General features: G+C 74.0%; 21 protein-coding genes. 9 read left to right on the forward strand and 12 right to left on the reverse strand.

What is annotated here, in order from left to right:
- Positions 1–72 precede the first annotated feature (72 nt).
- On the forward strand, positions 73–1320 hold the full coding sequence (gene purD / locus O7600_RS19430) for a phosphoribosylamine--glycine ligase (RefSeq protein WP_281589336.1): 1248 nt from the start codon (positions 73–75) through the stop codon (positions 1318–1320).
- Here the strand turns inward: purD and O7600_RS19435 are convergent.
- The 4 genes from O7600_RS19435 to O7600_RS19450 all read right to left on the reverse strand — a co-directional run bounded on the left by O7600_RS19435 (position 1304) and on the right by O7600_RS19450 (position 6417).
- Positions 1304–2902: a serine hydrolase domain-containing protein gene (locus O7600_RS19435; protein WP_281589338.1), complete on the reverse strand. Its 1599-nt coding sequence runs from the start codon at positions 2900–2902 to the stop codon at positions 1304–1306. The genes purD and O7600_RS19435 overlap by 17 nt on opposite strands.
- Positions 2903–2986: 84 nt before the next feature.
- Positions 2987–4552: an AMP-binding protein gene (locus tag O7600_RS19440; RefSeq protein ID WP_281589340.1), complete on the reverse strand. Its 1566-nt coding sequence runs from the start codon at positions 4550–4552 to the stop codon at positions 2987–2989.
- A 195-nt stretch (positions 4553–4747) separates the two neighbouring features.
- Positions 4748–5962, reverse strand: coding sequence for an acyl-CoA dehydrogenase family protein (locus O7600_RS19445; RefSeq protein ID WP_091565785.1), 1215 nt, complete (start codon positions 5960–5962; stop codon positions 4748–4750).
- A gap of 2 nt (positions 5963–5964) precedes the next feature.
- Positions 5965–6417 (reverse strand): SCP2 sterol-binding domain-containing protein, encoded by a 453-nt coding sequence (locus O7600_RS19450; RefSeq protein WP_091565780.1) that lies wholly within the window; start codon positions 6415–6417, stop codon positions 5965–5967.
- Positions 6418–6496: 79 nt separating this feature from the next.
- On the opposite strand from O7600_RS19450, the gene O7600_RS19455 reads away from it, so the two are divergent.
- Positions 6497–7135 carry a TetR/AcrR family transcriptional regulator gene (locus O7600_RS19455; protein WP_172967875.1) on the forward strand — a complete coding sequence of 213 codons (639 nt, stop codon included), beginning with the start codon at positions 6497–6499 and terminating at the stop codon, positions 7133–7135.
- On the opposite strand, the gene O7600_RS19460 is transcribed toward O7600_RS19455, so the two are convergent.
- A complete protein-coding gene (locus O7600_RS19460) occupies positions 7110–7802 on the reverse strand; it encodes a VTT domain-containing protein (RefSeq protein ID WP_281589345.1) in 693 nt (230 codons plus the stop codon). The two genes, O7600_RS19455 and O7600_RS19460, sit on opposite strands and share 26 nt — an antisense overlap.
- A gap of 160 nt (positions 7803–7962) precedes the next feature.
- Between O7600_RS19460 and O7600_RS19465 the strand changes: the two genes are divergently transcribed.
- Together O7600_RS19465 and O7600_RS19470 are read left to right on the forward strand one after the other, a co-directional pair.
- Positions 7963–9105: a histidine kinase gene (locus tag O7600_RS19465; RefSeq protein ID WP_281589347.1), complete on the forward strand. Its 1143-nt coding sequence runs from the start codon at positions 7963–7965 to the stop codon at positions 9103–9105.
- Positions 9102–9746, forward strand: coding sequence for a response regulator transcription factor (locus O7600_RS19470; protein ID WP_281589349.1), 645 nt, complete (start codon positions 9102–9104; stop codon positions 9744–9746). Before O7600_RS19465 ends, O7600_RS19470 begins: the two co-directional genes overlap by 4 nt.
- Positions 9747–9755: 9 nt before the next feature.
- Here the strand turns inward: O7600_RS19470 and O7600_RS19475 are convergent, their stop codons facing one another.
- From O7600_RS19475 to O7600_RS19505, 7 genes are all read right to left on the reverse strand, one after another.
- Positions 9756–10370 carry a DedA family protein gene (locus O7600_RS19475; protein ID WP_281589351.1) on the reverse strand — a complete coding sequence of 205 codons (615 nt, stop codon included), beginning with the start codon at positions 10368–10370 and terminating at the stop codon, positions 9756–9758.
- A gap of 25 nt (positions 10371–10395) precedes the next feature.
- Complete coding sequence (locus tag O7600_RS19480) at positions 10396–11655, reverse strand: adenylosuccinate synthetase (RefSeq protein WP_281589353.1); 1260 nt, start codon at positions 11653–11655, stop codon at positions 10396–10398.
- Positions 11652–12614: a hypothetical protein gene (locus O7600_RS19485; RefSeq protein ID WP_281589355.1), complete on the reverse strand. Its 963-nt coding sequence runs from the start codon at positions 12612–12614 to the stop codon at positions 11652–11654. The genes O7600_RS19480 and O7600_RS19485 overlap by 4 nt, the downstream gene beginning before the upstream one ends.
- 10 nt (positions 12615–12624) lie before the next feature.
- Positions 12625–13608 carry a serine/threonine protein kinase gene (locus O7600_RS19490; protein WP_281589357.1) on the reverse strand — a complete coding sequence of 328 codons (984 nt, stop codon included), beginning with the start codon at positions 13606–13608 and terminating at the stop codon, positions 12625–12627.
- On the reverse strand, positions 13605–14357 hold the full coding sequence (locus O7600_RS19495) for an NUDIX domain-containing protein (RefSeq protein WP_281594205.1): 753 nt from the start codon (positions 14355–14357) through the stop codon (positions 13605–13607). The genes O7600_RS19490 and O7600_RS19495 overlap by 4 nt, the downstream gene beginning before the upstream one ends.
- A gap of 85 nt (positions 14358–14442) precedes the next feature.
- Complete coding sequence (locus tag O7600_RS19500) at positions 14443–15540, reverse strand: MaoC/PaaZ C-terminal domain-containing protein (protein ID WP_281594206.1); 1098 nt, start codon at positions 15538–15540, stop codon at positions 14443–14445.
- Positions 15540–16895, reverse strand: coding sequence for a 3-oxoacyl-ACP reductase (locus tag O7600_RS19505; protein ID WP_281589359.1), 1356 nt, complete (start codon positions 16893–16895; stop codon positions 15540–15542). The genes O7600_RS19500 and O7600_RS19505 overlap by 1 nt, the downstream gene beginning before the upstream one ends.
- Before the next feature lie 54 nt (positions 16896–16949).
- On the opposite strand from O7600_RS19505, the gene O7600_RS19510 reads away from it, so the two are divergent.
- The 5 genes from O7600_RS19510 to O7600_RS19530 all read left to right on the forward strand — a co-directional run bounded on the left by O7600_RS19510 (position 16950) and on the right by O7600_RS19530 (position 21355).
- Positions 16950–18242 carry an acetyl-CoA C-acetyltransferase gene (locus O7600_RS19510; protein ID WP_281589361.1) on the forward strand — a complete coding sequence of 431 codons (1293 nt, stop codon included), beginning with the start codon at positions 16950–16952 and terminating at the stop codon, positions 18240–18242.
- A gap of 104 nt (positions 18243–18346) precedes the next feature.
- Positions 18347–19153 carry a TNT domain-containing protein gene (locus tag O7600_RS19515; RefSeq protein ID WP_281589363.1) on the forward strand — a complete coding sequence of 269 codons (807 nt, stop codon included), beginning with the start codon at positions 18347–18349 and terminating at the stop codon, positions 19151–19153.
- 18 nt (positions 19154–19171) lie between these two features.
- Positions 19172–19417: a hypothetical protein gene (locus O7600_RS19520; RefSeq protein WP_281589365.1), complete on the forward strand. Its 246-nt coding sequence runs from the start codon at positions 19172–19174 to the stop codon at positions 19415–19417.
- A 61-nt stretch (positions 19418–19478) separates the two neighbouring features.
- Positions 19479–19994: a SigE family RNA polymerase sigma factor gene (locus O7600_RS19525; RefSeq protein ID WP_281589367.1), complete on the forward strand. Its 516-nt coding sequence runs from the start codon at positions 19479–19481 to the stop codon at positions 19992–19994.
- A complete protein-coding gene (locus tag O7600_RS19530) occupies positions 19991–21355 on the forward strand; it encodes a hypothetical protein (protein ID WP_281589369.1) in 1365 nt (454 codons plus the stop codon). The genes O7600_RS19525 and O7600_RS19530 overlap by 4 nt, the downstream gene beginning before the upstream one ends.
- Positions 21356–21414 lie beyond the last annotated feature (59 nt).

Here is a 21414-nt window from a genome sequence, read left to right on the forward strand (position 1 = left end):
CAGGAGCGGGATTCTGGGACGCAAACTCCTTGATCGACGGGGTGGGAGGTGGGGGTCAGTAGGATGCCGGTCGTGCGGGTTCTTCTTGTGGGTGGTGGTGGGCGGGAGCATGCGCTCGCGCTCGGGTTGGCGGCGGATCCGGCCGTCGAGGCGCTCGTCGCGGCTCCGGGTAATCCGGGGATCGCCGAGGTCGCGTCGCTGCGGGAGGTGACAGCCACCGATCCGGCGGCCGTGGCGGCGCTCGCCGTCGACGTGGCGGCCGACCTGGTGGTCGTCGGGCCGGAGGCGCCGCTGGTGGCCGGGGTGGCCGACGCGGTACGCGCCAAGGGCATCGCGGTGTTCGGCCCGAGTGCGGAAGCGGCCCGATTGGAGGGCTCGAAGACGTTCGCGAAGGACGTGATGACCGCCGCCGGCGTGCCGACCGCACGTGCGTACACCTGCGCCGACGCGGCGGCCGTCGCCCGGGCGCTGGACGAGTTCGGCGCGCCCCACGTGGTGAAGGACGACGGGCTCGCCGCCGGCAAGGGCGTGGTCGTCACCGACGACCGGGCGGCCGCCGAGCGGCACGCCGCCGAGTGCGGCCGGGTGGTGATCGAGGAGTACCTCGACGGTCCCGAGGTCTCGCTCTTCGTGGTCACCGACGGCGAGGCCGCCCTGCCGCTGCTGCCGGCGCAGGACTTCAAGCGCGTCGGCGACGGCGACACCGGGCCGAACACGGGCGGCATGGGGGCTTACACGCCGTTGCCGTGGGCCCCGCCGGGCCTGGTCGACGACGTGATGCGCGACGTGGTGCACCCGACGCTGGCCGAGTTGCGGCGCCGGGGCGCCCCGTTCGCCGGCCTGCTCTACGTGGGCCTGGCGATGACCGCCAAGGGCCCCCGCGTGATCGAGTTCAACGCGCGCTTCGGCGACCCGGAGACCCAGGTCGTGCTCGCCATGCTGGAGACGCCGCTGGCCGGGCTGCTGCACGCCGCCGCCACCGGCACGCTGGCCGGGCATCCGCCGCTGCGGTGGCGCGACGGCGCGGCGGTCACCGTCGTGGTCGCGGCCGAGGGCTACCCGGCGGGTCCGCGTACCGGTGACGTGATCACCGGCGCGGACCGTGCCGGGATCATCCACGCCGGCACCCGCCGGGACGCCGACGGCACGCTGCGGTCCGCGGGCGGCCGGGTCCTCTGCGGTACGGCCATCGGCGCGGACCTGGCCGCCGCGCGCGACGCCGCGTACGCGCTGGTACGCGGCGTCGAGCTGGCCGGCGCCCACCACCGGGGCGACATCGCGTCGGCGGCGGTGGACGGCCGGATCACGATCCCGGGCTGACCGTGGGCCGTGGCGCTGCGGGCGGCAGCATGCCGAGCGCCGCGCCGATGACGGCCTGGGCGGTCCGGCTCAGCTCCCCGCTCTTCGCGTCCGTCGCGGTGATCGAGTATTCCACCCGGAACCGGCCGTCCCGGGTGGCGGCGACGCCGGCGAGGTAGCCGTAGCGGCTGCCGGTCTTGAGCCACAGGGTCTGCCCACCCACCGGCATGGCGGTCAGTCCGGCGCTGTACTCGCCCGTGCGATCGTCGGCCAGCACCGGCAAGGTGAACATCTCGGTCAGCCACGGCTCGGGCACCACCCGGCCGGCGAACAGCGCGGTCATGAAGGTGTCCAGGTCGGACAGGCTGGAGATCAGGTTGCCGGCGGCCGGGGTGAAGGTCTGGCTCCACACCGTCGCGTCGACCAGCTCGGTCCGGCCGTCGCGGACCACGGCCTGGTATCCGTGGGCGTGCGGCCCACGGATACGCGGGTCGTCGCCCGGCGCGTACGTGTCCCGCAGGCCGAGCGGCCGGGCGATGCGCCGCCGCACCTCCTCGGCGTACGGGTGTCCGGTGACCTTCTCGATCAGCATGCCGGCCACGATGTAGCCCATGTTGGTGTAGTGCTGGTCCGTGCCGGGCTCGAACTCGCGCGGGTTGCGCAGGCCGAGGCGGACGATCTGCTCCGGGGTCCACCGGTCGTAGCGGTGGGCGAGCTGCCACTCGATCCCGCCCGGCAGCGTCGGGCTCGGTATCCCGTTGGTGTGGTTCAGGAGTTGGCGGACGGTCACCGGCGGGTAGTCGGCGGGCAGCAGACCGGGCAGGTACCGCTGCACCGTGCCGTCCAGGTCGAGCCGTCCCTCGGCGACCAGTTGCAGCGTCACCGCGGCGGTGAACACCTTGGTGACGCTGCCGACGCGGAACCGGGCGTGCGGCGGCACCGGGGCGGCCCCGCGCAGGGCGCGTACACCACTGGTGCCGGTCCAGCATCCGTCGGGAGTGATGATCCGGACCTGGGCGCTCGTGGCGTCGCCGGTGGGTAATCCGGCGATCGCCTGCCGCATCGGGGTCGGGTCGAGGGTGCCGACGGCGCAGTCGGGCCGGTGGGCACCGGACGGCGCGGCGAGGGCGACGCCCGGTACGACGGTGGCGACCAGGGCTCCTGCCAGCGCGGCGGCGACCGCGCGGCGACGGGTGACATCCATGATCTTCATGTCGTCGATCCTGTCGTCCCCGGTGGGCGGGGGCATCCGGGTGACACCCGCACCGCACCCCGGTCGGTCCTCGGTGGAACCCCGCGACCGGACCCCTAGGTGGTGCGGCTCGGCCGAGCGGACCACGAGCGGCCGCGGGCTCAGCCCGATGCCGTTGTACCGCACCCCGAGCCACGCCTGCTCGGGTCGGTCGAGGTCGCGCCGGGTCACCGTGGGCCACGCCCGGTGCCGGGACGGGTCGAGCCGACCGGAGTGCAGGTCGAGACTGGTCACGTAGCTGACGTCGTAGCGGTTGCGCTCCCGCCAGCGGATCGCGTCCTGGTCGCGGTCGGCGTGGATGGGCAGGCCGCCCCGGAGGATGGGCGGTCGAAGGAGACCGCGCGTGCCCACAGCGCCGGATCCCGCTCACCCGCTGAAACCGGGGAGAACGTAACACCGGGGGTCATCCGGTGTCCGTCCCGTGTGGTCAGCCGATCAGCCGAAGTACCGGCGCAGCTCCCGTCCGAGCACCTTGCCCGTCGCGTTGCGCGGCAGGTACTTGACGAAGACCACGTCGCGGGGCACGGAGAAGCGGGCCAGGTAGTGCCGGACGTACTCGCGGACCGCCTCCGGATCGAGCGTCTCGCCGGGCCGCAGCGCCAGGAACGCGGCCAGTCGCTGGCCGTACTCCGGGTCGGGCACGCCGATCACCGCGACCTCGCGGACCTGCGGCAACCGGGCGATCAGATCCTCCACCTCGGAGGGGAAGACGTTCTCCCCGCCCGAGACGATCATGTCGTCGGCGCGCCCGTCCACGAAGAGCAGGCCGTCCGGGTTCAGTCGCCCGAGGTCACCGGTGTCCAGCAGGCCGTCGCGGCTCTCCCGGCCGGCGCCGGAGGTGTAGCCCTCGAAGAGCATCTCGTTGCCCACGAAGATCCGCCCGACCTGGCCGTCGTGGACCGGCTGGCCCGCCTCGTCCAGGATCTCCAGCCGGGTGCCGTGCGGCGGTCGGCCGGCCGTGGTGGGCGCGGCCCGCAGCTCGGCCGGGCCGGCGATGGACGCCCAGGAGACCTCGGTCGAGCCGTAGAGGTTGTAGAGCACGTCGCCGTAGCGGTCCATGAAGGCCGTGGCCAGGTTGCCCGGCAGGGCGGAGCCGCTGACCGCGACCACCTTGAGCGGCGGCCGGGGCTGCGGCGGCGCCACCTCCATGAGCCGTTGCAGCATCACCGGTACGGCGAAGAGCGCGTCGCAGGGCTGCGCGGCCAGCGCGGCCACCGTGGCGGCCGGGTCGAAGCGGCGGTGCAGCACGACCGTGGCGCGCAGCGCGAAGGAGACCTGGAGGGCGGCGTATCCCCAGGTGTGGAAGAGGGGCGCGGCGATCATCACGGTGTCCCGGGCGTGCAGCGGGATCCGGTCGATGATGGACACCAGCGGGCCGAAGCCGTGCGGGGTGGGCCGGCGGGCGCCCTTGGGCGTGCCGGTGGTGCCGGAGGTCAGCACGATGGTCCGGCCGTCGCGCTCCGGGGGCTGGAGCCGGTCTCCGGGCACCGCGCCGGCGATCAGCTCCTCCTGCCGCCGTTCGTCGACGCGGTGCAGCTCGGCCGGGAGACCGAGGACACGTTCGGCGAACTCGGTGTCGTGCACCAGGACCCGCAGGCCCTGCTCCTCCGTGACGGTGGCCAACTGCGCGGCGGAGAGGCCGGTGTTGACCAGGACGGCGTCCGCGCCGAGCAGCATCGTCGCGACGATCGCCTCGATCAGCCCGTGGTGGTTGCGGCAGAGCAGGCCGACCCGGTCGCCGGTCCGCACGCCGAGGCCGGCCCGCAGGGACCGGGCCAGCCGCTCCGACCGGTCCAGCAGGTCCTGGTACGTCAAGGCGGCGCCGTGCTCGTCGACGACGGCGACGCGCCCGGGGTCGCGGGCGGCAGCCTGGCGCAGCTCGCCGGCGAGACTCCAGCCCCAGCGGCGCAGCGCGTTCAGTTGCGAGGCCACCCGGATCGGGCGGCCCGGGGTCAGCAGTCCGCGTCGGGTGAGCGTGGCGACGATGAACGGCAGGTCCAAGGCGCAGCCTCCTTCGCGTTCGTGGTCTCCCGATCATGCATCCGGGCGGTTCGTCCGCCCAGCCGGCGTGATCATCAGCCCAACCTGCGGACACCCGCGGTCGTGGCCACGCCGGTCACGGACCGGCGGCCCGACCCGCGACGGGGTACGCCCGGCACGGCGTGCCGTCGCGGGTCGGGCGGGGTCCGCCGGCGATCAGCGGATCTGCATCCCGGAGATGGCCCGGGAGATGACCAGTCGCTGGATCTCGGAGGTTCCCTCGAAGATGGTGTAGATCTTGGCGTCCCGGTACCAGCGCTCGACCGGGTGGTCGCGCAGGAAGCCGGCCCCGCCGAGGAGCTGGACCGCCCGGTCGGTCACCGAGACCGCCACCTCGCCGGCCTTGAGCTTGGACATCGAGCCCTCACCCGCGGTGAACGGCCGGTTGTTGCGGCCCATCCAGGACGCCCGCCAGACCAGCAGCCGGGCGGCGTCGATCTCCATCTTCATGTCGGCGAGCGCGAACGCGACCGCCTGGTTCTCGATGATCGGCCGACCGAACTGGACCCGGTCCTTGGCGTAGTCGAGGGCGTACTCGTACGCGGCGCGGGCCACGCCGAGCGCCTGCGCGCCGACGGTCGGGCGGGACAGTTCGAACGTCCGCATCGCGGCCTGGCCGGAGGCGCGCTGTCCGGACCGGGCCCGGGCCAGTCGCTCGTCCAGGGCGTCCTTGCCGCCGAGCAGGCAGCGGCCCGGCACCCGGACGTCGTCGAGGAAGACGTCGGCGGTGTGCGAGGCGCGCAGCCCGAGCTTGCGCAGCTTGCGGGTGGCGTTGAGGCCGGGCGTGCCCGGGGGTACGACGAACGCGGCCTGCCCGCGCGAGCCCAGCTCCGGCTCGACCGAGGCGGTGACCACGTGCACGCCGGCGATGCCGCCGTTGGTGGCGTACGCCTTCTGCCCGTTGAGCACCCACTCGTCGGTGGCCTCGTCGTAGACGGCGCGGGTCCGCATCGACCCGACGTCGGAGCCGGCCTCCGGCTCGGTGGTGCAGAACGCGGCGACGGCCGGGGAGTCGACGTCCCCGAAGCACTGCGGGACCCACTCGACGAGCTGGTCGGGGGTGCCGGCGCCGTATATCCCGGCGACCGCGAGGGCGGTGCCGAAGATGCTCAGGCCGATGCCGGCGTCACCCCAGAAGAGTTCCTCGCTGGCGATCGGCAGGGAGAGGCCGGTGGGGTCGGCCCAGCAGGTGGCGAGGAACTCGAACCCGTACAGGCCGACCTTCGCCGCCTCCTGGATGACCGGCCAGGGAGTCTCCTCCCGGGCGTCCCACTCGGCCGCGGCCGGGCGCACGACCTCGGCGGCGAAGCCGTGCACCCAGTCGCGAAGGTCCCGCTGTTCCTCGTTCAGGTCGAGCGAGAACTCGGCCATGGTCAGGCCTTGGGGATGTCGAACAGGTTGGCGATGTTGGCGGCCAGGCCCAGGTCGCCCTTGGCCTTCAGCTTGCCGGTCATGAACATCATCACCGGGTTGGCGCCGCCCGAGACGATCTTCAGGAACTCGACCGGGCCCATGGTGAGGCTGAGCTTCGGGTCCCGGGTCGGGGTCTCCGAGACGGTGCAGGTGCCGTTCTCGATGACGATCTCGTAGGTGTCGGTGCCGCCGTCCGGACGACCGGTGATGTTCCAGTGGATGACCGCGTTGGTGGAGCCGGCGCGGTCGGCGCGGAACAGCGTGGGCATCCGGTTGAAGACCTCGCTGAGGATCTTGCCGCGCGCCTCGCCGGACATGATCTCGGCGATCTTGTCGTCCGGGGTGGACTTGACCAGCTGCGCGAACTCCTTCGGGCCGACGTTCGCGAAGTTGGCCGGGTCGAAGTCAGTCATGGGGGAATGCACCTCTCGGGCGGGGCCGACTTTGGTTACTCCCGCGTAACCTTACGCACGAGTAGGTATGCTCGCAAGGGTGTCCAGCACACCGACCTTCAAGCGCCTCCCCCGGGCCGTCCGTGAGCAGCAGATGCTCGACGCGGCGGTCAAGGTGTTCTCCCGCCGGGGCTTCCACGCCGCCAGCATGGACGAGATCGCCGACGACGCCGGCATCTCCAAGCCGATGGTCTACGCCTACCTCGGCACCAAGGAGGAGCTCTTCGTCGCCTGCCTGCACCGCGAGGGCACCCGGATGATGGAGGCGATCGCCGGGGCCGCCGCCCCGGAACTGCCCGCCGACGAGCGGCTGTGGCGCGGGCTGCGCGCCTTCTTCGGGTTCGTCGGCGCGCACCGCGACGGCTGGGCCGTGCTCTACCGCCAGGCCCGCGGCTCCCAGCCGTTCGCCGCCGAGCTGGCCGCCATGCGCGGCCGGCTGGTCGAGGTGGTCGCCGGGATGCTCGACCACGCGCTGCGCGCCTCCGGCCGTGAGGTCGGCGCCACCGACCTGGAGGTGGTCGCGTACGCCCTGGTCGGCGCCACCGAGTCGCTCGCCGACTGGTTGGCCGACCACCCCGAGGCCGACGCCGAGAAGACCGCCACCCGGATGATGAACGTGGCCTGGCTCGGCGCCGACCAGTTGCTGCGCGGCGTCACCTGGCACCCGGGGGAGGTGTAAGGAAGGGCCCCCTGTTAACGCCTGCGGTAGAGGAGGGGTCCCCTCTTAACACCCGCGCCGCGCGGATCCGCGCCGCCCGGCGGCCCCGGACCCAGCGCACCACCTCCACCACCAGCGTCACGGTGAGGGCCAGCCCCAGCCCGAACAGCAGGCCGCGGATCGGGTCCTGCTCGAAGGCGAGCCCGCCCAGGTAGCCCACCGACGCCGAGTAGGTGCCCCAGGTGGCGGCGGCCAGCGCGTCGAAGGCGAGGAACCGCCGCCGGGGGAACCGGGTCGCCCCCATGGTGAGGGTGACCGCGGTCCGGCCACCCGGCACGTACCGGGCCACGGTGAGGATGAGGCCACCCCGTACCGCGATGCCCCGCCGGGCCCGGTCCACCGCGGCCCGCCGGCGACCGTCCGGGGGCACACGGTCCAGCAGCCGGGCGCCGCCGTGCCGGCCGATCGCGTAGGAGACGTGGTCGCCGACCAGCGCGCCGAGCGCGGCCACGCCGATCACCAGCGGCAGGTCGGGCTGGCCGGTCGCGGCGAACACACCGGCGGTGATGACGGCGGTCTCGCTCGGTACGACGGGGAAGAACCCGTCCACCACCGCGATGGCGAACAGGGCCAGGTAGACCCAGGGCGACGAGATCGTGTCGTGGAGCAGTTCGAGAGCGGCATCCATGACGTCGATGCTGGTCGGGGCGGTGGCGGGTGGAATCTGTCGACGGTCTGCCCCGGGGGTCCACTTTCGTCGTGCCGTACCCCGAGGTGGTCTCGGGGTCGGCACCCAACCCTCCCCGAGCCCGGTCCCGTCGCGGGCCGACCGGGCCTAGGCTCGCGGGGTGACCACCTGGCCGGGCGCCGTCCGGCGCGTCGAACCGCACCTGCCGGTGCTGCTGGCCGGGGCGGTGGCCGCCGCCACCTGGGCCTCGGCGACCGGTGGGCTCGGCGTCCGCTCGTCGCTGCCGACGGCGGTGATCGTCCTGCTCGCGCTGGCCACGGGCGCCTCGGTGCTCTCGTCACGCCGCTGGGTGCTCCCCGCCGCGGCCGCCGTGTGCTGGCTGGTCCTGGCCGCCTGGGCGGCCGTCGTGGTCGCGTCCTGGCGGGCCGGCACCGGCCTGCGCGGCCGGCAGCTCGCCGCGTACCTGCTCGGCACGTTCCCGGTCATGCTCGTCGGCGTGGCGGTCGGCAGCGCGGTGGGTGGCGAACGCCGCCTGGTGATGGCCACCCCCGGGAACGCGGTGGTGTTCTACGCCTGGCTGGTGATCGCCCCGGCGATCGTCGGGCTCTGGATCCGGGCGCGGCGAGACGCGCTGGCCGCCCTGCGGGACCGGGCCGAGCGGCTGGAGCGGGAGCAGGAGGCGCGAGCCGACCGGGCCCGCGCCGAGGAGCGGGCCAGGATCGCCCGGGAGATGCACGACGTGGTGGCGCACCGGGTCTCACTCATGGTGGTGCACGCGGGCGCGCTGGAGGTGACCACCGCCGACCCGGCCACCGTCGAGACGGCCGCGTTGATCCGGTCCACCGGCCGGGCCGCGCTGACCGACCTGCGGGAGGTGCTCGGCGTGCTGCGTCAGGAACCGCCGCTGCCGCTACCCGGTCGGGACGCGGTCGGCGAACTGGTACGTGAGTCGCGCGCGGCCGGCCTCCGGGTGAGCCTCACCGACGAGGTGGCACCCGGCCCGGTGCCGGGCGCGGTGGCCCGGACCGTGCACCGGGTGGTCCAGGAAGGGCTGACCAACGTGCGGAAACACGCCCCGGACGCGGCGGTCGCCGTCCGCCTGCGGCACCTGCCCGAGGGGATCGAGGTCACCGTCCGCAACGACCAGTCCGCCCGTACCGGCCCGGTGCTGCCCGGTGCCGGGCTCGGACTGGTCGGCCTGCGGGAACGGGTCGAGCTGACCGGTGGACGTCTGACGGCCGGACCCACCCCCGACGGGGGATTCCTGCTGCACGCGCTGATGCCGGCCGGGGAGGCGACGTGATCCGGGTCGTGATCGCCGACGACGAGCAGCTCATCCGTGCCGGGCTGCGGCTGATTCTGGAGGCCGCGCCGGACATCGCCGTGGTCGGCGAGGCCGCCGACGGGACCGAGGCGCGGGCCGCCGCCGAGCGGCTGCGGCCCGACGTGGTGCTGCTGGACGTCCGCATGCCCGGCCTCGACGGGCTGGCCGCGGCCCCCGCGATCGTGGCCGCGGGCCCGAAGGTGGTCATGCTGACCACCTTCGACCTGGACGAGTACGTGCACGAGGCGCTCCGCGCCGGCGCGGTCGGCTTCCTGCTCAAGGACACGCCGCCCCGGGAACTCGCCGCCGCGGTACGGACCGTCGCCGCCGGGAACGCCATGCTCGCCCCGTCCGTGACCCGGCGGCTGATCAGTTCCTTCGCCGAGCGCGGTCCGGCGCGGCGGGAGGCCGCCCGGCAGCGACTGGCCCGGCTGACCGACCGGGAGGCGGCGATCGTCCGCGAGGTGGCCCGGGGTGACGGCAACGCCGAGGTGGCCCGCCGGGTCGGCGCCAGCGAGGCGACCGTGAAAACGCACGTCAGCCGCGCGTTGGCCAAGCTCGGCGTGGCCAATCGGGTGCAGCTCGCCATCCTCGTGCACGACGCCGACCTGCTGGAGTGACGGCACCGGTCAGCGGCGGGCGGCCCCGGCGCGGGCCCGACGGCGGGCCCACCGGGCCGCCTCGAACAGCCCGGTGACCGCCAACGAGAGGCCGACGCCGGCGAGCAGGGCGGTGACCGGGTTGTGCTCGAACGCCAGCCCACCGAAATAGCCGAGCAGCCCGCAGTAGATCCCCCAGGTGCCGCAGGCCAGCGCGTCGTAGAGCAGGAACGAGCGCGTCGGGTAGCGGACCGCGCCCATGGTGAGCGTGACCGCGGTCCGGCCGCCGGGGACGTACCGGGCGGTGGTCAGGATCATCCCGCCGCGCCGGTCCACCGCCCGGCGGGCCCACTCGGAACTCGCCCGCCGCCGGCTGTCCGCCGGCAGCCGGGCCAGCCGGTGCGCGCCCCCACCGCGCCCGATGGCGTACGAGACGTGGTCGCCGATCAGCGCGCCGAGCGCGGCGGTCACGATCACCAGGGTCAGGTTCGGCTCGCCGCCGGCGGCGAACACCCCAGCGGTGATCACCACGGTCTCGCCCGGCACCGCCGGGAAGAACGCGTCGACGGCGGTGACCGCGATGATCACCAGGTACACCCACGGCGAGGTCACCGTGTGGTGCAGCAGGTCGAGCACGTCCCCCATGCCTCCCATGCTCGGCGCTGGGGTGTTAAGCGGGGGCCCTTCCTATACAAAAGGCGTTAACAAGGGGCCCTTCCTTCTCCTCGGCGGTGGGGCCGTGCGACGTGAGCAGCACGGGCGCGCCGAGCGCCGCCGAGACGGCCGCCGGCCAGTCGTCCGGCGCCTCGTCCAACACCGGCCGGGCCCGTATCAGCCGGGCCGTCAACGCCGCCTGGCGCCCCAGGTCACCGGCCGGCCCGGGGACGAGCCGGTCGACCCCGTCGTAGCGGCGGCAGATCCGCAGCTCGGGGCCAGCCAGGTCGAGGTGGGTCAGCGCCAGCCCGTCCACGCCGCCGGTCACGTCGAGGGCGTACCGGTGGGCGACCGCGTCGAAGTGCCCGAACCGGAACCGCCCCTGCCACGGGTTGGTCGGATTGCGCGGGTCGGCGAACGGCAGCGCCGGGTCCTCGGTGACCAGCGGCCCCGGGCCGTGTCGGGTGGTGGTCACCCGCAGCACCCCGAGCCGCTGCGCGGTGCCGGCCATCCCCGCCTCGGCGAGCAGCGTCTCGGCGTTGGCGAACGTCGTGGTGCTCCACGTGGTGTACGGGTGGAACCCGTGCCACTCGTCCAGCAGCACCCCCTGCGCGCCCTCGAACACGCAGGTGCCCGCGCGCAGCGCCCCGGCGAGCCAGTTCCGGTCGACGATCGCCACCCGGTCGGCGAACGCGGCGTACGCGGGCAGGCAGTCGTCCACCGGCGGCGCGTCCAGCGGCCCCAGCTCGGCGGTGAGCCGGTCGCGCAGCGCGGCCAGCCGACGGCGCAGCACCGCCGGGTGGCGGCAGTCCGCCACCCGGGGCGCCTCGTCGGGGTGGGCGAGGCCGTACGCGACCGCCTCGCCCACCCCGAGTCCGCAGGAGCCGTGCCGGTCGGCTCCCCGGGCGATCTCCCGGGCGCGGTTGGCGGCCCGGTGGTACGGGGTGGCCAGCAGCGCCTCCCCGTCCACGGTCAGTCGGTCGAGCGCGTCGGGCACTCCGACCGCCGCGAGGTGGTCGGCCTCGGCGGCCAGCGCCAGCGGGTCCACCACGACGTGCCGGGCCAGGTGGGTCCGTACGCCGGGGCGGAACGTCCCGGCCCCGAACTGCGCGAACGTGTGCGTCCGCCCGTCGCGCAGGACGACGTTGTGCGCCGCCTGCGCGCCCCCGTTGAACCGGACCACCGTGTGCACCGGCCGGGTGGCGCAGAGCAGGTCGACGACCGTGCCCTTGCCGGCGTCGCCGTAGCCGAGGTCGACCACCATCACGTGGTTCACAGCCGGGTGACCCCGCTTCCGCCGTTGGTCGGGGTGAACGGCGGCAGCGTGGCCACCGCCCGCCGGCCGGAGCCGAGCCGGGCCAGCGCCCGGGAGACCGTCCGGGTGGCGGTCGAGCCGGCCCGGTCCAGGTCGCGCAGCCCGTCGTCCAGGTCGATGGCCTGTTCGCCGAGGCCGACGGTGAGCGCGATCGTCTCGCAGACCGCGTCCAGGTCGTCCAGCTCGACCGCGTTCTGCCCGAGCAGGCCGCGCCAGAAGTCGAGCACCTTGCGGTTGCCGGCGTAGTGGCTGCCGGCGGGCAGCAGGTAGTAGGTGTCCCAGCGGGCGGTCACCTCGTCCACGATCTGCCGGACCGGCACGTCCTCGCGCAGGTCGTCGCCGATCAGCCGGGCCACCTCGCCGGCCTTCACCCGGGGGTACGCCAACTCGTCGCCGATGATGAACAGGTAGCCGCGCCGGCCGCGCTTCTCCCAGCTGTCGGTGGCCGTGTGCCGGGCCATGAAATAGAGCGCCAGCTCGTACGACTCCATCATCTGGCCGCCCCCGCCGCCCTCCAGCACGATCCGGCCGAGGTCGTCGTCCATCCGGTTGTCGGACTCGAACTGCCCGACCTGCAACGGCACCCGGTCGCAGGTGGCGTCGCCGATCGCGCCGAACATGACCTGCGGATCCTTCGCGTACCCCTGGCGCAGCAGCAGGCCCAGCAGCTGCGGCAGCTTGCTCTGCAGCACCCGGGGCACGTGCCCCATCGAGCCGGTGACGTCGAACAGCACGGCGATCGGCGTCGACTGCGGGTGCTCGGCCGAGTCACGGCTCTGCCGCAGCGCGTCGCGCGGGTCGAGCGCCGGGTGCACCGTGCGGGCGCCGCTGTCGCTGTAGGAGAACGCGCTCTTGCCGGTGCGGCGCCGGTAGCGGTCGGCGGCGTCGTACACGTCGGTGGACCAGATTCCACTGCCCATGGCAGCCTCCCTACGGGTTGAGGGTGAAGGGTCGGAAGGTGCGCGGGCCGTACAGCCGGTGCAGCACCTCGTCCAGTTCGCGCAGCAGCCGCCAGGCGTCGTCGGGCCGGGTGGCGAGCGCGGTGCCCTGGCAGCCGTCGGCGAAGGCGCGCAGCTCGCGCGGCGCGCGGTCGCCCATCAGCCAGGTCATGCAGCGGGCGGCCAGCGCGATGTCGGTGCCCGGGCCGCACTGCCGCTTGGCGGCGACCTCCGGCGGATACCAGTCCTCGTGGCCGGGCACCAGCGCCGGCACGAGCCCGCCCGGCTCGGCCGAGAAGCACCAGTCCACGAGCACCAGGCCGTGCGCGTCCGGCTCGATCAGCACGTGCCGGGGCAGCACCGCGCCGTGCACCACGCCGGCCCGGTGGGCCAGGCCGAGCGCCACGAGCAGCCGCCGCCACATCCAGGCCGCGTCGCGCGGGTCGACCCCGTCCGGGTACGCCCGGCGCACGTCCTCCAGGCTGCGCAGCCCGGGCGGGGTGGCCAGCACGTTGACCAGCCGTTCCACGCCCGTCGACGGGTCCCGCGCCGGGTGGGAGTCGACCAGCCGGGGCACGTACGCGAGGTGACGGGCATCGCCCCGCTCGGCGATCCGGCGCAACGCGCGCGCCTCGCGCGCCATCAGGTCGTTGTCGCTCGGGTGCCGGCAGACCTTGGCCAGGTGATAAGAAGGGGCCCCTCCTCTACCGGAGGCGTTAACAGGGGGCCCTTCCTTACGTTCGTGCAGGGTGGCGACGTCGCCGGTGTACGCGGGGGCGGGGGTGCGCCACCGGGTGGTGACGGTGAGGAACGCGTCGGCCGCGGCAGCGCGTACCAGCGGGTTGGCGGCGCCCAGCCGGTCGGGGTGCAGCGCGCCGACCAGCTCGCGGTAGCGACGGGCCGGCTCCCGCGTGCCGAACAGGTCGGCGTCGGTGCGCGCGGCCGTGACCAGCCGGATCGCCTCCTCGGTCCTCATCGCACCGTCTCCTCCCGGGCGGGGCGCAGGAGCGCCGGGTGCAGCAGCCGGGCGTCGCCGGCGCGGTAGAGCTTGGCGCGGGGGCCGCCGCGCGCGCCGCCGCGTTCGGTGCTGGCGCCGGTGCTCTCCACGAAGCCGGGCACGGAGAGCACCTTGCGGTGGAAGTTGCCGGCGTGCAGCGGGTGCCCCCAGACCGTCTCGTAGACCGCGCGCAGCTCGGTGATCGTGAACTCGGGGGCGAGGAACCGGGTGGCCAGCGGCGTGTACTCCAGCTTGGACCGGGCCCGCTCCAGCCCGTCGTCGATGATCCGGCCGTGGTCGAAGGCGAGCTGTCGGCTGGTCAGCGCGGTGACCGGCAGCCAGATCGCCTCGTCGGCGTCGGTGTCGGCCACCGGGTCGGGCAGGTCGGGGGCGAACGCCAGGTGGGCGATCGACACCACCCGCATGCGGGGGTCGCGGTCGGGGGCGCCGTAGCTGCCGAGCTGTTCCAGGTGCACCCGGCGCAGCCGGTCGCCGCCGAGCCCGGTCTCCTCGGCCAGCTCGCGCCGGGCGCCGGCGGTGAGGTCCTCGTCCGGGTGGACGAAGCCGCCGGGCAGCGCCCAGTGTCCCGCGTACGGCGGCGCGCCGCGCCGGATCAGCAGCAGGTGCAGCGCGCCCTCGCGGATGGTCAGCGCGACCACGTCGACGGTGACCGCGACCGCCGGGTAGTCCCGGGGGTCGTAGCCGGCGAGGAAGTCCTGCTCGTTCACGGCACTCACTCTCTCAGGTTGAGAACAACTCAATCTGAGAACAACTTAGCGCACGAAAGAGGGGGCCGACAAGCCCCCTCCTTCCTCAGCGGACGGTGCCGACCAGGTGCGGCCGTCCGTCCCGCGCGCCGTGCAGCCCGAAGTCCCAGCCCGCGCCGTCGCTGGTGGCACCGAACGCCACGGTGGACGGCAGCGGCACCGGCAGCTTGAACGCCACGTCCACGGTGTACGCCTCGGGTAGTCGACTCTCCAGCGCGGACAGGCAGCGGGCCTTGCTCCACATGCCGTGCGCGATCGGACCCGGGAAGCCGAACAGTCGCGCGCCCAGCTTCGAGGTGTGGATCGGGTTGTGGTCGCCGGAGACGCGCGCGTAGTCCGTGCCGACCCGGGGCGTCACCCGCCACTGCGCGGAGAAGGCCGGCGGCGCGGGTCGGTCGCCCCGGTCGCGCCGCGGGCCGCCGCCGGCCGCGCGCTCCTTCCCGAGGTACGTCGACACGCCCCGCCAGACCTCCTCACCGCCGACCGAGCCGACCAGCACCACGTCGAGCTGCCGGCCGCGTTCGTGCGGGCGCAGGTTCTCCGCGTACGTGCGGAAGTCGACGCTCTCGCCCACCTGGACCGGCCGGGCGACGGTGATCCGGTTGGCCACGTGCACCACGCCGGTGAGCGGGATCGGGAAGTCGGCGGCGGTCATCAGACGCAGCGACAGCGGGAACCCGAGCACGTGCAGGTACGTCGCCGGCAGCCGGTCGGCCAGCCGGAACCCGCAGACCCGGTCGTAGTCGGCCAGGTGCGCCCGGTCCACCGTCACCCCGGCCACACTCAGCTCCAGAGCGGGCAACTCCCGCCCCCGCCGCCCGCCCATGCCGGGCAGCGCCCCCAGCAGGGCCCGCCGATAGAGCGCCCCCGCCGCCGGCAGCCGGGGCAGGTCCACCCGCCGCCGCCCACCCGGCCCCCCACCCGGTCGATCATGAAGTTGGCGGCGTCGTGGATCTCCGGAAGTGCCGTCAACCTCATGATCGACGGGGCGGGGTGGGACGAGCGCGGAGAGGTCCTGGGTCGCCTCGACCGGTGGGGTGGCGCGGGCGGCCAGGGCCGCCCGGGCGGAGGTGAGGTCCTGGGTGGGGCCCTCGATCAGGTCGTGCAGGGTGAGGTCGTCCGGCTCCCGGTCGCTGGTCGCCATCACGCCCCCAGCAGGCTCTGGCCGCAGACCCGGACCACGTTGCCGCTGACCGCGCCGGTCGCCGGCCAGGAGAGCCAGCCGATCGTCTCGGCCACGTCCGCCGGCAGGCCGCCCTGGGCCAGGCTGTTCATCCGCCGCCCCGCCTCGCGCAGCATCAGCGGGATGCGCGCGGTCAGCCGGGTCTCGATGAACCCGGGCGCGACCGCGTTCAGGCTGATCCCGCGCTCGCGCAGCACCGGGGAGAGCGAGTCGACCAGGCCGATCACGCCGGCCTTGCTGGTCGCGTAGTTGGTCTGCCCCCGGTTGCCGGCGATCCCGGCGATCGAGGAGACCGAGACGATCCGCCCGCCGGCCGGGATCAGGTCGCGCTCCAGCAGCACGTCGTTGATCCGCTCCTGGCTGGACAGGTTCACGTCGATCACCGAGTCCCACCGGTCGGCGTCCATCCGGCCGAGCGTCTTGTCCCGGGTGATGCCGGCGTTGTGCACCACCACGTCGACCCGGCCGTGCCGGGACGCCAGGTGCTCGGCCAGCCGGGCCGGCGCGTCCGCCGCGGTCAGGTCGAGCTGCACCGCGCTGCCGCCGATCCCGTTGGCCACCGCCGCCAGCTCGTCGCCGGCCGCCGGGATGTCCAGCGCCACCACCTGCGCGCCGTCCCGGGCGAGCACCGTCGCCAGCGCCGCGCCGATGCCCCGGGCCGCGCCGGTCACCAGCACCACCTGCCCGTCCAGCGGGCGGTCCCAGTCGGCCGGCGCGGCGGCGGCGCCGGCGCCGACCCGGATCACCTGGCCCGAGACGTACGCGGAGCGGCCGGAGAGCAGGAAGCGCAGCGTGGACTCCAGGCTCACCGGGGTGCCGGCGTCGCCGTCGCGGGTGACGTACACGAGCTGGGCGGTGACGCCCCGGCCGAACTCCTTGCCGATGCTGCGGGTCAGCCCCTCCAGGGCGCGCTGGGCGGTCGCCTCCCGGGGTGAGCCGCACTCGGCCGGCGGCGTGCCCAGCACGATCACCCGGCCGCTGGGCAGCACCGACCGGGCCTGCGGGTGGAAGAAGTCGTAGAGCTGGCGCAGCTCGGCGGAGTCGGTGATGCCGCTGGCGTCGTACACCAGGGCGGCGCAACGGCTGTCGGCGGTGGTGGCGGCCGGGTCGGACAGCTCGACCCCGGCGGTGGCCAGGATCTTGCCGGCCGGCTCGGCGAGCCGGCCGCCGGTCGAGGAGCCGAGCAGGACCGGCCCGGGAACGAGCGGGTCGCCCGGCGTGTGCCGGCGCAGTCGGGGCGGGTCGGGCAGCCCGAGGCGCTTGACCAGCGCGCGACCGGCCCCCGTCTGGACGAAGCTCGCGTACCTGTCGGTCATAGGCGTAGCCTACTGGCGAGTAGGGTTCGGGCAACAGCTTCGAGGAGGCCGATCGTGCAGAGTGTCCGGCGGGTCGCGGTGATCGGCGGCAACCGCATCCCCTTCGCCCGGTCCAACTCGCGCTACGCGCACGCGTCGAACGCGGACATGCTGGGCGCGGCGCTCGACGGGCTGGTCGCCCGGTTCGGGCTGGCCGGCGAACGGCTCGGCGAGGTGGTGGCCGGCGCGGTGCTCAAGCACTCCCGGGACTTCAACCTCACCCGGGAGGTGGTGCTCGGCTCCCGCCTCGACCCGCACACCCCGGCGTACGACGTCCAGCAGGCCTGCGGCACCGGTCTGGAGGCGGCCATCCTGGTCGCCAACAAGATCGCCCTCGGGCAGATCGACGCCGGCATCGCCGGTGGCGTCGACACGACCTCCGACGCGCCGCTCGCGGTCAACGAGGACATGCGCCGCACGCTGATCCAGCTCAACTCGGCCAGGACCCTCGGCGAACGGCTCAGGATCGCGGCGAAGCTGCGCCCGCTCCAGCCGTTCAAGCCGGAGATTCCGCGTAACGCCGAGCCGCGTACCGGGCTGTCCATGGGCGAGCACGCCGCGCGCACCGCGCTGCGCTGGAACATCGACCGGGCCGCACAGGACGAGTTGGCGCTCCGCTCGCACCAGCGGCTCGCGGCCGCGTACGACAAGGGGTTCTTCGACGACCTGATGACCCCCTACCTGGGGTTGACCCGCGACCAGAACCTCCGCGCGGACACCAGCGCGGAGAAGCTCGGCTCGCTCAAGCCGGTCTTCGGCGCCACGGGCCCGGACGCCGAGCGGGCCACCATGACCGCCGGCAACTCGTCCCCGCTCACCGACGGCGCGTCGACCGTGCTGCTCGCCTCGGAGGAGTGGGCGCGGGAGCACAACCTGCCGGTGCTGGCCTGGTTCTCCTGGTCCGAGACGGCCGCCGTCGACTTCGTGCACGGCGACGAGGGGCTGCTGATGGCCCCCGCGTACGCGGTGCCCCGGATGCTGTCCCGGGCCGGGCTGACGCTTCAGGACTTCGACTTCTACGAGATCCACGAGGCGTTCGCGTCGCAGGTGCTGGCCACGCTGGCGGCCTGGGAGTCGCCGGAGTTCTGCAAGGAGCGCCTCGGCCTGGACGCGCCGCTCGGCTCGATCGACCGGGACAGGCTCAACGTCAACGGCTCGTCGCTGGCCGCCGGGCACCCGTTCGCCGCCACCGGCGGCCGGATCGTCGCCACGCTGGCCAAGCTGCTCGACGCCAAGGGGGGCGGGCGCGGCCTGATCTCCATCTGTGCGGCCGGCGGGCAGGGCGTGACCGCCATCCTGGAGCGCTGACCGGGCGACCGTCAGCCCGGCGGGTGGTAAAGCGGACTAAAGCTCACATAAGGCGCGAATGAACCTCACGATGGGAGCAACCAATCCTCATCGGGAGGTTCATCGTGAAAACTCGCCGCTGGTTGCTGGCCGCGCTGTCCGGCGCGGCCCTGACGCTGGCACCCGGGCCGGCGCTGTCCGCCCTCGGGCCCTCGGCAGCGCTGGCCCAGGCCACCGTGGTCGACGAGCGGACCGCCGGTCCGCAGCCCGGCCCGGTCGGCCCGAGCCTCTGCTCGCCCGGGCTGCCGCCGACGGCGCCACAGACCACCCAGTTCTACGACAACAACCGGCTCCTCGGGCCGGCCAGCCTGCCCACCGCCTCGCCGGTCGGTCCACTGCTCGCCGGCTACCAGCGGCTCGGCGCCCAGACCGAGACGGAATGGCTGAAGAACTGGACCAGCGGACCCACCACCCTGCTCTTCCCGCCGGAGGACGGCTTCGTCCTGGACCCGCACGGTGCGCCGGTCAAGACCCGGCAGGTCCTGCTCCCCGGCTACCGGGTGGACCGCTTCGGCAACCCGACCGGCGCCTTCCTGGCACCGCTCGGCACCCCGTTCAGCTCGCGCTCGCTGGCGCCGCAGAGCCTGAACACCCCACCGACGCCGCCGGCCACCACGCCGGCCGCCCCGCTGGCCAACTACCACACGTACTGCGTGGTCAAGCCGTTCCCGGTGGACTCCGGGCCGATCGCGCCGTGGTTCGCCCAGCCCGGCATGGGCACCCAGTTCGAGCTGAACCAGGCCTACTTCCCGCAGGCGTCGGACCCGGTGACCGTGCAGTGGCTGATCGACCACGGGTTCCTCGTGGAGGAGTATCTGGACGGCCTCTGCACCGACCCGACCGGGTGGGCGCAGTCGTCGCAGATCTGCTGAACCGATCGGAGGTCGGGCGTGGACCGGTACGAGTTGCGCGCCGCGCTGCTGGCCGCGGGGGTGTCCCCCGACGCCTTCCAGCTGGCGGACGCGCACGAGCACCAGCCGGTCCCGCCCGACTTCTGGTTCCTCCGGCCCGGCGACGGCGGCTGGGAGATCGGCCCCTACGAACGCGGCCGGTACAAGCTGTGGCGGCGGTACGCCACCGAGGCGGAGGCGACCGCCGCCCTGTTCCACATCCTCGCCGAGCATTCCACCTCCTGAGCAACCCGGACGGGGGCGTGCTCCGTCACCTGGGCATGAGGCGAACGAGGGGCTTCGGGACGTGAACCGGGCCGAGGAAGACGAGTACCGGCAGTTCGTCACCGCCCGGATGGAATCGTTGCGCCGCACCGCGTACCTCCTCTGCCGCGAGTGGCACACCGCCGACGACCTGGTCTCCATCACCATCGGCAAGCTCTACCGGCACTGGCGCCGGGTCCGCGCCGTGGAGAACGTCGACGCGTACGTGCGCGGGATGCTCACCAACGCGTGGCTGGACGAGCGGCGGCGACCCTGGCGGCGCGAGCACAGCACCGACGAGGTGCCGGAGACGGCCGACATGATCCTGCCGGAGCCCACACTCGCCGAACGCGACATGCTGCTCGCCCTGCTCGGTCAGCTGCCGCCCCGCCGCCGTGCCGTGCTGGTGCTCCGCTACTACTGCGACCTGTCCGTGGACGAGACCGCCCACATCCTCGGCATCAGCGCCGGCACGGTGAAGAGCCAGGCGGCTCGGGGCCTGGACGCGTTGCGCCTGCTGCTGACCGGCATCCCGTCGACCCGGGGGGAGCTGTCATGACGTACCGGCAGTTGTTCGACGACCTGATCGGTGAGACGCCGGTTTCCACCGTGGACGTGGACCGGGTGATCGGCGGACAGCGCCGGGCCCGGCGGCTGCGGATCGGTGCCGGCACGACGGCGGTCGCCGCGGTGGTGGCCGCCGTGCTGGTCGGCACCACCTCGCTGACGGGGAAGCCCCACTCGGGGCCCGCGCCGGCGGTCACCCGCTCGCCGGCGCCCGTCGTCAGCACGGTTCCCGGCACGGCCGAGGACGTCGCCCGCCTCAAGGCGGCGGCTAGGACGGCGATCGAACGTGCGGTGCCCGACCTGGTCTGGATCACGATGCCCGGTTCCACGGACAGCGTCGATCGGAATCCGGTGTGGGTGGAGGTCGGGCCTCCGACCCGGTCGAACCGGGACTTCTACCGCCTCCCGTTGGTGAACTTCCGGGTCGATCGCAAGGGGGTCTCGGTCAACATCGACATCGACCGGGACGGCGCGGCGGTGTGGCAGAAGCGCACACCCTGCCCGACCCGGGGGGTGGCCGCGGAGAACTGTGTGGTCTCGACCGGGTCCTCGGGGGAGCGCGCCCGGGTCCGGCGGGATGTCATCTCCTTCGGGCCGAAGTGGGACCACCCGTACGACCGGCCGGTGCCCGGAGAGGGCCAGACGGCCGAGGTGCTGCGTCCGGACGGCTCCCTGGTCACGGTCCGCACCTACGGCCTGGCGAAAGGGGTGACGGGTGAGACGTTGACCCGGATCGCCAGGGACCCCGCCCTCAAGCTGTCCGATCGGCCCCCGGCCGGCGCCGGCCCTTCGGCGGCGCGGCGCGACGGCTCGGACTGGTTCCACACCGTCGAGGCCCCGGTGCAGACCGCGCTGGGTTCGGCCCTGGCCGACGTGTCGACCACCGGACGGATCCACTTCTGGCTGAACACCGGATCCGCCGACCCGGAGCCCCGGATGTGGGGCCTGGGCTTCGTGATCGACCGCGGCGGCCTCGCCGGCGACGGCGAGGCGGTCGTGGAACGCGGGACCGTCGAGCTGAGCTGCGCCAGTCTCGGGAAGCTGTGGAACAACCCGCACCGGGAGCACAGCCACGACGGCGACTGCGTCCAGACCACGCGGCCGGATGGGAACCGGCAGGTCACGGTGGTCTCCCGGGTCAAGGGTGTGGTCACCTACATGGCGTTCGTGCAACGGCCCGACCGGACCTTCACCGAGGTGCGGCTGAACAACCGCCCGGAACGCAACGCGGGGCGGACACCGCGCAGCGCGTGGGCCTACGGGGTTAAGCCCGGTGGTGCGACCCCGCCGTTGACGCTTGACCAGGTGGTCGCGCTGGCCGCTCACCCGGACCTGCTGGGCGTGCTGCCCTGAGTCGGCGGATCGGGCGCCCGACGGCGATTGGCTGGGGCGCCCGATCCGCGCGGGCCAAC

This window comes from Micromonospora sp. WMMA1998, assembly GCF_027497375.1.
In the GTDB taxonomy this organism is placed as follows: domain Bacteria; phylum Actinomycetota; class Actinomycetes; order Mycobacteriales; family Micromonosporaceae; genus Micromonospora; species Micromonospora sediminicola.

Bases quoted from the DNA above. Each gene is read 5' to 3' on its own strand.
- O7600_RS19445 (WP_091565785.1), bottom strand. From the start codon at position 5,962: ATGGCCGAGTTCTCGCTCGACCTGAACGAGGAACAGCGGGACCTTCGC.
- O7600_RS19450 (WP_091565780.1), bottom strand. From the start codon at position 6,417: ATGACTGACTTCGACCCGGCCAACTTCGCGAACGTCGGCCCGAAGGAG.
- O7600_RS19460 (WP_281589345.1), bottom strand. From the start codon at position 7,802: ATGGATGCCGCTCTCGAACTGCTCCACGACACGATCTCGTCGCCCTGG.
- O7600_RS19475 (WP_281589351.1), bottom strand. From the start codon at position 10,370: ATGGGGGACGTGCTCGACCTGCTGCACCACACGGTGACCTCGCCGTGG.
- O7600_RS19485 (WP_281589355.1), bottom strand. From the start codon at position 12,614: ATGGGCAGTGGAATCTGGTCCACCGACGTGTACGACGCCGCCGACCGC.
- O7600_RS19490 (WP_281589357.1), bottom strand. From the start codon at position 13,608: ATGAGGACCGAGGAGGCGATCCGGCTGGTCACGGCCGCGCGCACCGAC.
- O7600_RS19500 (WP_281594206.1), bottom strand. From the start codon at position 15,540: ATGGCGACCAGCGACCGGGAGCCGGACGACCTCACCCTGCACGACCTG.
- O7600_RS19505 (WP_281589359.1), bottom strand. From the start codon at position 16,895: ATGACCGACAGGTACGCGAGCTTCGTCCAGACGGGGGCCGGTCGCGCG.
- O7600_RS19530 (WP_281589369.1), top strand. From the start codon at position 19,991: ATGACGTACCGGCAGTTGTTCGACGACCTGATCGGTGAGACGCCGGTT.